The sequence below is a fragment of the Bradyrhizobium zhanjiangense genome (assembly GCF_004114935.1).
In the GTDB taxonomy this organism is placed as follows: Bacteria; Pseudomonadota; Alphaproteobacteria; order Rhizobiales; family Xanthobacteraceae; genus Bradyrhizobium; species Bradyrhizobium zhanjiangense.
In genome coordinates this window covers 8,279,050-8,291,451 of sequence record NZ_CP022221.1, presented here as the reverse complement: position 1 = coordinate 8,291,451, position 12,402 = coordinate 8,279,050, and the positions used below count along the sequence as shown (strand labels likewise).

At 63.6% G+C, this 12,402-nt stretch carries 7 protein-coding genes; 3 read left to right on the top strand and 4 right to left on the bottom strand.

From position 1 onward, the window contains the following. The first annotated feature begins 310 nt into the window (after positions 1 to 310). The gene (locus tag XH85_RS45620) at positions 311 to 463 is read left to right on the top strand and encodes a hypothetical protein (RefSeq protein WP_164940648.1); all 153 of its coding nucleotides are present in this window, start codon (positions 311 to 313) and stop codon (positions 461 to 463) included. Between the two features lie 576 nt (positions 464 to 1,039). Here the strand turns inward: XH85_RS45620 and XH85_RS39595 are convergent. The 4 genes from XH85_RS39595 to XH85_RS39575 all read right to left on the bottom strand — a co-directional run bounded on the left by XH85_RS39595 (position 1,040) and on the right by XH85_RS39575 (position 5,029). Next, positions 1,040 to 2,140, bottom strand: a complete 1,101-nt coding sequence (locus XH85_RS39595; RefSeq protein WP_128936270.1) for a dihydrolipoamide acetyltransferase family protein — start codon at positions 2,138 to 2,140, stop codon at positions 1,040 to 1,042. Positions 2,141 to 2,160: 20 nt separating this feature from the next. Beyond that, positions 2,161 to 3,141: an alpha-ketoacid dehydrogenase subunit beta gene (locus tag XH85_RS39590; protein ID WP_128937585.1), complete on the bottom strand. Its 981-nt coding sequence runs from the start codon at positions 3,139 to 3,141 to the stop codon at positions 2,161 to 2,163. Continuing rightward, positions 3,134 to 4,231: a pyruvate dehydrogenase (acetyl-transferring) E1 component subunit alpha gene (pdhA, locus tag XH85_RS39585; RefSeq protein ID WP_206734283.1), complete on the bottom strand. Its 1,098-nt coding sequence runs from the start codon at positions 4,229 to 4,231 to the stop codon at positions 3,134 to 3,136. Before pdhA ends, XH85_RS39590 begins: the two co-directional genes overlap by 8 nt. Before the next feature lie 471 nt (positions 4,232 to 4,702). After that, positions 4,703 to 5,029 (bottom strand): hypothetical protein, encoded by a 327-nt coding sequence (locus XH85_RS39575; protein ID WP_128936269.1) that lies wholly within the window; start codon positions 5,027 to 5,029, stop codon positions 4,703 to 4,705. Positions 5,030 to 5,850: 821 nt separating this feature from the next. Between XH85_RS39575 and XH85_RS39570 the strand changes: the two genes are divergently transcribed. Next, positions 5,851 to 7,869: an autotransporter assembly complex protein TamA gene (locus XH85_RS39570; RefSeq protein WP_245473413.1), complete on the top strand. Its 2,019-nt coding sequence runs from the start codon at positions 5,851 to 5,853 to the stop codon at positions 7,867 to 7,869. Further along, positions 7,869 to 12,218 carry a translocation/assembly module TamB domain-containing protein gene (locus XH85_RS39565; RefSeq protein ID WP_128936268.1) on the top strand — a complete coding sequence of 1,450 codons (4,350 nt, stop codon included), beginning with the start codon at positions 7,869 to 7,871 and terminating at the stop codon, positions 12,216 to 12,218. The genes XH85_RS39570 and XH85_RS39565 overlap by 1 nt, the downstream gene beginning before the upstream one ends. Positions 12,219 to 12,402: the final 184 nt, after the last annotated feature.

Here is a 12,402-nt window from a genome sequence, read left to right as displayed (position 1 = left end):
GATGAACGCCTTGGCGTTGCTCCCGTTGACTCCTGATGCCATCGCAAATTCCAAGTTGGCTGGCGTCCTTAAATTGCGCGCGACTTACTTATTATGGCCGTCCCGTTCATGATCGGTGCGCTGGCTTCCGTCGCAATGGGGTCGCCTGGGACTCACATGGATAGGCGGCCGGTCGGCGCGGAATTGGTGTTAGACGGTGAAGTTCTGTCGTTACGTCAGTTCGTCTGCTATTTGCTCGGATACTTAAGTTTTCCTGAGCTTGGTTGTGTTGTTGCTTTCTGTCGGCGCGACTATCGTCCACGACCAAGTCATGGGCTGGCTATCCACACGGCCGGCGTTGATCGAGCCGGTGCGTGCCGGCGGCGTTATTGTTCTTGCCTTCTTGCTCAGCTCGCTGACTGTGACTGTGCTCTGGTCGCTTTATTTTTTGACCGACATCGTAAATCGGAAGGCCGAGCACTGATTGCTACGCCCGCTTGCGCCGAGCTGCTTGCCGGGGCACCGGCAGCAAGTCAGCGCGTCGCGCCTCTGCGCTCGCCATGGTGTGCTTGTATCGATCCGGCGAATCCGGGTCCTTCCATCGACCGGTGCGCGTCAGGCCGTAGGTGTCCAGCTCGCCGTAGCGGTGCATGCAGGTTCCGCGGTGGAAGGCCGCGGTTAGTTAAGTTGCATTCCCGGTTTCAGGGCTAGCCCAGACGAGCACGCCCCCCGGAAACGGTCAGCACGGTTTCAGGCCACGGATACCAAAAACTCGGCTGAGAACTGTCGGGGGGAACGTAGGTAGCGCTCCCCCGCTACCAATCCTGCGATTTTGTACGCCAAACTACGATCTTCTACGATTTCGCATCCACAGTGGTAGCGGTCGGCCTCATGGGAGAATTCAAGCCGGCGGCGGATCATTGAAGGATCCTCAATGCGCCCGCAGACAGGGGGCACGGGTTCCTGCAGGCTGTTGTGCGATGACAGGCTTGGGCTGGAAGACACGTCTCAGAAGACACGTCTCAGAAGACACGTCTCAGAAGCACGCGCAAACGGTGATTCACGGCGTAAGCTCAAGCTGCGACTTGAGCGCGACCAGGAAGCGAGCGGCCTCGCCGCCGGTCACGATGCGATGGTCGAAGGTGAGCGACAATGGCAGCATGCGCCTCACCGCTGGCTGGCCCCGATAAGCGACTGCCCGCTGCGAAATCCGCCCTGCTCCGATAATGGCCACCTGTGGCGGGACGATCACCAGATTGGCAAACCGGCCGCCAATCATCCCGAAATTCGACAGCGTAATGGTCGCGCCGCGCAGCTCTTCGGGGGGTATCGAGCGCGCGATTGAGTCGGCCCGCAAGCGGTCGAGGCCGGCCCGCAAGTCCGCGACGCTGCGCTCAGCGACATTGCGCAACACGGGAACGATGAGGCCGCCCTCGGTGTCAACGGCGATGCCTAAATCGATGCGCGCGATCAGGCGCCGTTCTCCCGTGCTGGAATTGTACCAGGCATTGAGAGCAGGTTCTGCCTTGCAGGCGATGGCGATCGCTCGCACCAGGCGGATCGTCACGTCCTCACCCGTCGGCCAATCGTCGATATCGGCTTCATCAGTTACGGTAGCGGGGACGACTTCCGCGTGGGCTGCCATCATGCGTTGGGCCATCGCGCGCCGCATGCCTCGCAGGGGCTCGGGGCGGCCGGTTTGGGACACGCTCTTTGCGGCCCGTTCGACATCGGCCCGTGTGATGGTGCCGCCGGGTCCGGTGGCCACGACGCTCTCAAGATCAATATCGAGCTTGCGCGCGAGTGAGCGCACAGCCGGAAACACCTGAGGCTGCTGTCCGGCCGGCCGCTCGGAGGAGGGCCCTGCCGCGAGCGGATGTTCAGTGCTGCCGAGTTCGCCGACAATTGTGCCGGTGTCCGGCTCGGCGCCTTCGGCAAATTCGACGAGCGGCGTTCCGACCTTCACGATGTCGCCCTTGGCGCCAAATACGTGCGCAATGCGTCCGCTCGACGGCGACGGTATTTCAACGACTGCCTTGTCCGTTTCGACGGAAACAAGCGGCTGATCGGTGACGACGTGATCGCCTTCGTTGACGTACCAGGCGACGATTTCCGCCTCTTCGAGACCCTCTCCCAGATCGGGCAGCATGAACTGGCGCATAGGACGAAGTCCGTCGAGAACTAGCTGAACTGGCACACCTTGCGCGCCCCGATGACGATGCGTTCGACCGAGGGCATATAGAACTGCTCGAGGCGTGCCATCGGGATGACGGTGTCGTAGCCGGTGATGCGGATCACGGGAGCGAGCAGCGAGGAAAGACCGAGTTCGGCGATAAGGGCTGCGATCTCGGCTCCGAATCCTCCGGTGCGAGCCGCCTCGTGCACGATGACGCAACGCCCGGTCTTTGCAATCGAGCCGAGCACGGTGCTTTCATCATAAGGCTTGAGCGTGGCAAGATCGATGACCTCGGCAGCAATGCCTTCGGCAGAGAGTGCATCGGCTGCGGCCATGGTCTCTTTCACCGCAGCTCCCCAACTGATCAGCGTGAGGTCGCGACCTTTCCGCAGGACAAAGGCATGATCCAGCGGCAAGGCTGCACCGTCATCCTGCAACTCGCCTCTTGCCGTACGGTATAAGCGTGTTGGCTCCAGAAACACCACCGGATCGGGATCGCGGATCGCGGCGAGGAGAAGTCGATAGGCGCGCTCCGGCGAAGAGGGCATGACAACGCGCAAGCCGGGAATATGGGCGAGCATCGCCTCGGTGCTTTCGGAATGATGCTCGGGCGCGCGAATGCCCGCCCCATGCGGTGCACGCAGGACCATTGGACAGGTGAGCCGTCCTTGGGTGCGGTTGCGAATTCGGGACGCATGGTTCACCAGCTGATCCAGACAGGGATAGATAAATCCCATAAACTGGATCTCGCCGACAGGCTTCAGCCCCTGCGCCGCCATGCCCACGCAGAGCCCGCTGATCAGGAGTTCAGCAAGCGGCGTATCAAGCACGCGCTCAGCGCCAAAGCGTTTCTGCAATCCTGCAGTTGCGCGGAAGACGCCTCCGTTGACGCCAACGTCTTCACCCAGCACGACGACGTCGGGATCGTCCTCCAATGCGCGTCCCAGCGCCAGATTGATGGCTTCCACCAGCGTTACCTCAGGCATCGTGCTTTCCCGCGAGCTCACCGCGCTGGGCCGCATAGACCTCTGGTAAATCGGCGTAGAGGTGATCGAACATGGTTTCCGGCCGGCGCGGTGCCGTTGCCAGGTAACGCTCAACCGCTGCCTCGATGCGCTCATGGCACTCGGAGGCGAGGCGCTCCTCATCCGCCTTGCCCCACATCTTTTGAGCAACGAGATAAGCCCTCAAGCGGGCAATCGGCTCTTCCTTCCAACGCGCCTGGACTTCGTCAGCCGAACGATAACGAGAAGCGTCATCGGAGGTTGTATGGTCGCCGAGGCGGTAGGTGACCGCCTCGATGAAACGGGGGCCTTTACCGTTGCGCGCCGCAGCGACGGCCTCTTCTGCGGCGGCGCGCATCGCCACCACGTCACTGCCATCGACCTGCTCGCCGGTGAATCCCGCGGCGATGGCCTTCTGCGCCAGCGTTTCGCAACTGGTCTGCAGCCGCAACGGTACCGAAATCGCCCATTGATTGTTGGCGACGACGAACACGATGGGCAATTTGTGCACACCGGCAAAATTCATCGCTTCGTAGACGTCGCCTTTCGAGGTGGCGCCATCGCCGAACAGGCACACGGCGACACGCGGCTCCTTGCGCAGCTTCAAAGCATAGGCGACGCCGGCGGCATGAGGCGCCTGAGATCCTACGGGAACGCAGAACGGAAAATCGTGGACCGGCCCGGAGAAACAATTGCCGCGTTCATCCCCGCCCCAAAACAGCAGGATCTCTTCAAGCTTGACCCCGCGCCAAATCAGCGCGCCATTGTCGCGATAGGAGGGTAACAACACGTCTTCTTCCCGCATCGCACTGGCCATGCCAACCGACACCGCCTCCTGGCCGAGTGAAACGGCGTAAGTCCCAAGCCGGCCGGTGCGCTGCAATGCAACAGCCTTCTGGTCAAACAGGCGCAGCAGCACCATGGCCCGGTAGAGCGAGATGAGCAGGTCGGCGTCGGAGGCGAAGGCAGGGAGCGGCCGGTTTATCGAGCCGTTTGGCGCGAGGTAGTTGCGATGGCGCACCTCAAAACGCGCGATGACGGGCAGATCTTGATTTAACCTGCGGCTGGCCACGCGCTCACTCCCGGAGCGATTTTGGCCTCTGTAACTTGCTCAGTTGGTGATTGTGACGAGACGATGCAAGAGACTACGGCGGGTTCCGCTGATGCGCACCCGGTTATTGCTGCACTGCAGGTTGCCGGGATCGATCCACACGATCGTGGAAGCGACGCAGCGATGGCGGTATAGGAGATAGGAGATCATGGCAAATGGTCAGTCGTCCTGGTAACGACTGAGCCTCCGGGCGGCGGCCCACCGGTTCGCTCGGTCTTTCTTCGTGACCGAAGGAGATCCGGCCAAGGCGGCAGCCGTCATTGCGGCCATCATGGCCCCGAATGAAAGAGTTGAAGCGTGGGGACCACTTCCGGAAGTTGCCGTCAGGCACTCGGTTTGAAACCTGGTGACTTCACGTAGGGGTGACGGGCGTCCGGCGATACGAGAACAGTACTGGCGAAATAGTGGGTTTCGCGATGTAACGGACCCCCGCTACCAATCGTACGCGTTTCTCCGCCAAGCTACGATTTTCCGCGACACCATGTGCTCGATGGTAGCCTTTGGGCCGGCGACATGGGTGGTCGCCAGCGCCGGATCAATGGCGGTTGAGGCGAGCTGACGCGTCGATTGATAACAAGGCCGCGCCGCTGCTTCTACCGTCTCCGAACGCGTATCCAAGGCGGCCGGAAGAACATTGATCGGCAGATCGTTAAAGCCGAGGCGTAGAACGGCGAATAAATCTCCAAACCAAGCGCCGTCACCGATTTGAAGCTCCGACTTCGGGAATGCGACCAGAAGCGCCCAACTCTCCTGCGACATCAAACGCGTCCGGGTTCAATCGAAGGCAGCACGATGCGCCGCCATCCGGTTTCACCCAATCGACAGGACTCTTCTGGTTGTTGACCCTAGGCCGCAACCGTCGAGAGCCCGGTCGCAAGCGGCCTTTGATCTCCACGTCAAACGCGCCCTGGCGGGGCGAGGAGCCTACGCATGTCTAGCGGCAGTTCATGGCGAAGCGGGCACTTTTTTCATCGATCGCTTCCCCAATCCAAACGCACTCAGGATCTTTGTTTGGATCATCCCAGCGACGTCGATGGTGTGAGACGAGCGTGAAGAACTTGAACTTGTCATGATCGAAATAGCTCGCGCATCGCCGGTGGCGATAGCCGGGACGCCTTTGGGGAAGTGCAGCGCGGATAGAGGCGCTTGAACTTGCCACGGCTGCTCCGCAGCTACGCAAGGGCGCGCTGGAATCACGCCTTTGAAATTTGCCGATCATGAGTCCGATGTGGATGTTCCCCGTTGCAAGAAATTCAGTGAGGACTCGTTACCGGAATGCCGCCCAAAAACAATAATGGCAAAGAGTCGCGCGCGGAACTCTTCGGATGGGCACACAGTTTCTAGAGCATTTTTTCGTGGAGCGTACCTGAACAGTGGAGCTTTCTTGAACGTCGTGGTCTTTGTTCAATCAATAGAAGATCACGAAGACGATTTTTTCTGTGCCCTACATTGTCCATCATGATGTCTATCAATTTCGCGTGTGGTGCCTGTTGAATGCGGAGACAGGGGATCGCCGGGCCTGAGTTGCAGAGGCTCGAGTTGTCAACAGGCGAGTACGGAGCGGAACAATCAAGCAAATCGTGTTGCGACGATGCCGGCCGCTGCGGCGGGCAAGGCGAGGATATTTTGTCGCTGCGGCGCGACGCATCCTACGTTCGGGGTGTGTCGCCGTCGTCGGTTGGTCGCTGTGCGAGCAGGCTCACGCGCTCGATTTCTTTGGCCTTTTCGGTTCCGACGATCCGCCGCCGGTCAGCGCCACGACGCTGTCCTATCGGCTGGAGATTGAGGCCAAGACGCTGGATGGCAAGAATGATAGTGACGCCGAGCAGGTGTTGCGCGATGCCTCCGGCACCTATCGACTCCGACAGGAACCACCGCCGGATGGCGAAGGTCTCATGCGCCGGCTTCAGGCCGATATCAATCCGCTGCTCGATGCCCTTTGGGGGCTTGGCCGCTATAATGCCCAGATCGATGTAACGGTGGACGGAGTTCCCGTATCCCCCGACGAGACCGGGCTCGCCGCCGCGGCGCGTCGGGCCGACACCTTTCGCAATCGGTCGGTCGTTCCAATCAAGGTCACCGCACGGCTCGGTCCCTTGTTCAAGCTGCGCACCGTCGAAGTGGACTATGCGCGCGAGCAAGCGCCGCGTGGATTGCCGCGCCGCGCCTTTGCGCTGAAGTCCGGCGATCGCGCGATCTCGGCCGACCTGCGCGCCGCGCAGGTGAAGCTCGTGGACTGGTTCCGCAGCAACGGACATCCGCTTGCGAAGATCGCCGACGTCAAGGCCACCGTCGATCATGCGGCCGCCGCAATGGACTTTCGGATGCGCGTCGAAGCGGGCCCCGAAGCCGGCATCGGCGCCGTCACGATCTCGGGCGGAGATGTCGACCCGAGGGTGGTGGCCACGCATGTCCACCTGAGGGAAGGCGAGCCTTATTCGCCCGAGCGGCTTGCCTTGACGAAGACCTCGATCGCTAGGATCCCAGCCATCGGAGGAATTCGCATCCGCGAGGCCGACAAGCTCGATGCCAATGGCAACCTGCCGGTCTTCATCGATTTGACAGAAAGGCCGAGGCACGCGGTGGGTCTCTCGGCGAAATATTCCACCGTCGATGGTCCCGGCATTGCGGGCTATTACGAGGATCGGAACATATTTGGCGGCGGCGAGCGCCTGAGGCTCGAAGCGTCCGCCTCGCTTCTGCAACGGGTCGACGGCACGTCCTTCAACGGCTTCAATAATCTCCACGCCTCGGATTTCGGCGCGCGACTGACCGCTACCTTCATCAAGCCGGGCATGTTCGGTACGGCCAACGATCTTCTGGTCGAGGCCACTGCGTTCCGCGAGCGTGTCGGCAACAACGACCTCGGCGGTTACGCCGACGATACGGTGCGCGGCACATTCGGCGTGATCCACCGCTTTTCGGAGGCGGCTTCGCTGCAGGCCGGTCTTCAGGTCGAGCAATCGAAATCGCTGGACGTGCTGGGGCGGGTCGACGCGACGCTGATCGGCTTCACCGCGACCGGCCGCTACGACACCACCGACAATCCGCTCGACCCCACGCGCGGTGTGCGCCTGTCGGCGACCGTCAATGCCTATCCGAAGCTGATGGGCTCCACCATCGATCTGTTCGAAGGGCGGATCGCGGGCTCGGCTTACTATGCGCTCGACGAGCAGGCCAATTACGTTCTGGCGGGCCGGTTGGCTGCAGGCTCGCTTGCGGGAGCGCCGCTCGCCGAGATCCCGGATGCGCATCGCTTCTTCGCTGGCGGCGGCGGATCCGTGCGCGGTTACGGGTTCAATACCATTTCGCCGATGATGTTCGGCCAAATCACCGGTGGTCGCAGCCTGATCGAGGGCTCCGCCGAGGTGCGGGTGAGGATCACGCCCACCATCGGCCTCGTGCCATTCTTCGACTTTGGCACCGCCTCCCGATCATCCGTGCCAGGCTTCGACGACTATGTGGGCTATGGGGCGGGACTTGGCTTGCGTTATCTCACGCCGGTCGGCCCGATCCGCCTTGATGTTGCGACGCCGCTGAATCCACGCCCCGGCGACAGCCGCTACGCAATCTATGTCAGCATTGGGCAAGCATTCTGATGCGCATCCGACGACCGCTCATCGTTTGTTCCGCCGTCGCCGCCCTCGGACTCGTCTGCGTCGCGTTGCTCGGCATCGTAGTCTACGGAATGGTGGGCGGGAGCGGCGAGAACCAGCAGGATGTGCTGGCCAGTCTTGTCTCGCGGACGCTCTCGACACCGGCGACCCAGGTCCATGTCGGCGCCGTCGATGGCGTGTTGTCCTCGGATGCCACGGTCCGCGACGTCAGCATCACCGACAAGGACGGAGTCTGGCTGACGCTCGACAAGGCGCGCCTCGTCTGGCGACGCAGCGCACTGCTGCTGGGGCGACTGGAGATCGACCGTCTCGAGATCGGCACGCTTGAGATCAGGCGAAAGCCTCTGCCATCCGACCAACCTGTCGCCGAGTCCGACCAGCCGATCCTGCCCGACCTTCCGGTGAAGGTGCAGGTGAAGGCTTTCGACCTGCGAGCCCTGACGCTTGGGCAGTCCATTCTGGGTGAAGCCCTCAGTGTCGCGGCGACCGGCAATACCGAGCTCGGCTCGCCCGCCGAAGGGCTCGTCTTCAATCTCGACGCCATCCGCAAGGATTTTCCGGGCCGCTTCAAGGCCGCTCTCGCCTACGTTCCGCAGGGAAATGCGCTGACCCTCAACGTCACGCTTGACGAGCCGGCCCATGGACTCATGTCGAAGCTCGGTCATTTGCCGGGCGAGCCGCCCGTCACATTCGCACTGGGCGGCCAGGGCAAGCTCGACAGCTTTCGCGGTGCCCTGAAGTTGCAGGCCGGCCCCACGATCGATGCGACCGGCACGATTACGCTTGACCGAAACGGTGCGGGCCGAGTGCTTGCAACGCGCCTTACTAGCCATCTCGGGCCGTTGTTGCCGGCAATTGCCGCGCCGGTCTTTGCCGGTGAAACCAAGCTCGACAGCACGACGCGTATTGGTGACGACGGCAGCGTCGTACTGGACGGGCTGACGCTCACGAGTCATCTCGCCCGGCTCGACGCGAAGGGCTTGCTCGGAGCCGACAAGATGATGGATTTCGCGGCTTCCATCCGCGCCCTGCCAAGCAACGGCGACGTGACCGAAACCGACCACGGCTCGATCCGCAGCCTCGTCTTCGATAGCCGCGTCACCGGCACGATCAAGGCTCCCACAGCATCGGTCAAGCTCGCGCTGTCGGGTGCTCATCTGCCGGACGGAGATGTCGAGACGCTTGACGCTTCCGTCACGGCCCTCCCTCGCGCCGAAGCCAGCGATCCCGCAACGCGTATTATCCTTGACGCGAACCTGCGCGCCTCCGGCATTGCGGCACGCGACGCGAGTCTGGCGGCCGCGATCGGCAACACCGCATCGCTCGTGCTCCACGGCGATACGGACCTGGGTGGCCGCGCCAGGATCGAGCGTCTCGAGATCGGCACCTCCACGGTTCAGGCGACCTATACAGGTGATGTCAGCGCCGATCGCCTGCATGGCCGTGCTGCCGGAACCGTGCCCGACCTCGGGCACTTTGCCGACCTTGCCGGGCTGAAGCTCAAGGGCTCGGCGGCGTTCGGCCTCGATCTCGACGCGGACCTCCAGCGTGGCAGCTTTGACGCCCGAATGTCAGGCACTGGCGAGAAGCTTGCGACGGGACTTGCGGCGCTCGATGGGCTCGCGGGGGCGCGGCTCGCACTCGCAGCCGATCTCTCTGCCGATGGCCGCGACACCTACACGGTCCGCGGCGCGTCGCTCGACGGAGCCAATGTCGCGGTTCGCGTCAAGGGAACGGTGACGCGCGACTCGAGCGACCTGTCGGCCCATGTGGACTTGCCGGATCTCTCGGCGGCCGATGCGCGCCTCACCGGTGCGGGAGCTCTCGACGTCGGCATGACCGGCGGGCTCGCGCATCCCGGCGTTTCGTTCGGGGCCTCCGTGGATCGCGCCACCGCGATGCAGCGCCGCATTCCGCATCTGGAGCTCGCTGCGACGGTCAACGACATCAACGGGCTCTGTGCCGTCGACGCCAAGCTCAGCGGCTCCGTCGACGGCAACCCCGCGCACGGGATTGTTCAGGTGAGCCGCCGATCATCGGAGCGTGACGATCGCGGAGCTCCCGCCTTTGCCGGATGGCACGCAAAGACCCTCGACATCGCGATCGGCTCGGTGTCGCTGAAGGGCGCAGGAACGGTCGACGCGCAGAGATTCGCGAGCGGGCAGATTCGCTTCGCAGCTGGGGCGCTCGCCGACCTCTCACCGCTTGTTCTCACAGAACTCGCCGGTTCGGTCTCACTCGAGCTTGCCGCTTCGGCCGATGGCGGCCGGCAGTCCGTCCGTCTCGTTGGCAAGGGCGCGGGAATCCGCGCCGCCGGTGCGGCCATCCGCAGTTTCGATCTGCGCGCCGATGGCGCCGATCTCTACAGCCATCCGGTGCTCAATGCGGATACCCGGGTCAACGATGTCGCGTTCGGCGGTCAGACCGTCTCGAGCATCGCGCTGACGGCCAGGGGCAATGCCGATACGAGCGCGATCGGTCTCTCCGCCAAGGCTGCCGGCTTCGATCTCGATGCCGCGGGTGCGTTGACGTCCAGGCAGCGGACGCGGTTCGACCTCAATCGTTTCACCGCACGGCGTGGCGCCAACGCGATCGTGCTGCAGGGGCCCGCAGGCTTCACGCTCGACGACGGCACGGTGCTGATCGAGCATCTGGCCCTCGGAATTGGGACTGGCCGCTTCACTGTCGATGGCAAGGCCGGCAAGGCGCTCGACCTCAAGGCCGTGGCAAGCGCAATCCCGCTCGGCGCGGCCGATGTCGCGATGCCTGGTTTGAGGCTCGCCGGGACGCTTGACGCTTCAGCCGCGATCGCCGGCTCCGCGAGCGCGCCGATGGGTCAGTACAGCGTGGCCGTCAAGCAGCTCGCGGCGCCGCCGACCAGGAGCGCGGGCTTGCCGCCGATCGACATTGCCGCGAATGGGCGGCTCGATGAAAGCCGCGCGAGCTTGAACACTACAGTTGTCGCGGGAAAAGCCGGCACGTTCACGGCGTCGGGCACGCTGCCGCTCGACGCCACGGGCCCGATTGCGCTGACCGCGAAGGGCCGCCTCGATGCCGCCGTCGCCAATGCGATGCTCTCCGCCTCCGGCCGCACCGTGTCCGGTAGCGTCGCGCTCGATGCCCGTGTCGGCGGCACGCGCTCGAAGCCTCAGATCGGCGGTGTCGCCACCATGAGCGGAGGCACCTTCCGTGACAGCATGCTCGGCACGCGCCTCGATGCCATCGAGGCGAAAATCACCGCCGAAGGAGAGCGGATCGTCGTGGAGCGCCTGGCCGCGGTGACGCCCAACGGCGGCACGTTGTCAGGCTCCGGCCAGGTGAGGGTCGCCCCGGATGCAGGCTTCCCGGGCACGGTCTCGATCCGTGGCCAGCAGGCGACCCTCGCCGCCAGCGCGCTGGCGACCGCTCAGGCCAATCTCGCCCTCGACGTCACGGGCGCCCTGGCGCGCGATCCACGGATTGCCGGTCGCATCGACCTGACCCGCGTCAGTATCGATATTCCGGACCGCCTGCCTTCGACGCTCAAGCCGATCGACGGCATCAACCATGTGAACGCCTCGGGCCAGGCCGCCGCACGCCTTGCGGCGGAGCGCAAGGCGGAGACGCTGAAAGGCAGCAAGGCACGCCCGGCGCTCTTCAACGCGTCGCTCGACGTGACGGTCTCGGCGCCGAACCACGTCTTCATCCACGGCCGCGGGGCGACTGCGGAGCTCGGCGGCTCCATTCACGTGGGTGGCACGACCAACGGTCCGGTGCCGAAGGGCGCCTTCTCGCTGTTCCAGGGCAAGCTGGTGGTGCTCGGAAAGACGTTGACCTTCACCAAGGGTAATCTCTCCTTCAACGGAGATCTCGCGCCCGAGCTCGATTTCGCGGCAGAGATACAGGCTTCCGACATCACCGCACAGGTCGGAATCTCGGGACCGGCGGCCGCGCCGGTCTTCGCCTTCCATTCGCAGCCCGAGTTGCCGCAGGATGAGATCCTGTCTCGCATTCTCTTTCAGAAGGCCTCGGCCAGCCTGACGACCTCGCAGGCCGTACAGCTCGCAGGGGCCGCGGCTCAGTTTGCAAGCGGTGGCGAGGGAACGGTGGACCGCATGCGCCGCTCGCTTGGGGTCGACAATCTGGACGTGGGTGCCGGGGCGGGCGGTCCGATGGTCGGCGCCTCGCGCGCGATCGGCGACAGGCTGAGCGTGGGTGTGCGGACGGGCGCGAGCCCCAGCCAGTCAGGTGTGTCGGCCAATGTCGACGTGACGCGCCACATCCGCGTCGAGTCGGATGTCGATGCGAAGGGCTCGACATCCGTCGGGGTCGGCACGCGATTCGAATGGTAACGCAAAAGCGATTCTTCGACCCAACCCGGCTCATCCGAGAGGGGCGATCATCTGTCGTGCCGCGAGAACGCGAAGGCGCGTCTGCTGTTGGAAAATCGAAGCTGCTTGGCAAATCGATGTCCCCTGGCTGGAGTGCCGCAGCGTGAGCGGCAACGAGGTCAGCGATTGTGTCGCGCGGGAGAGC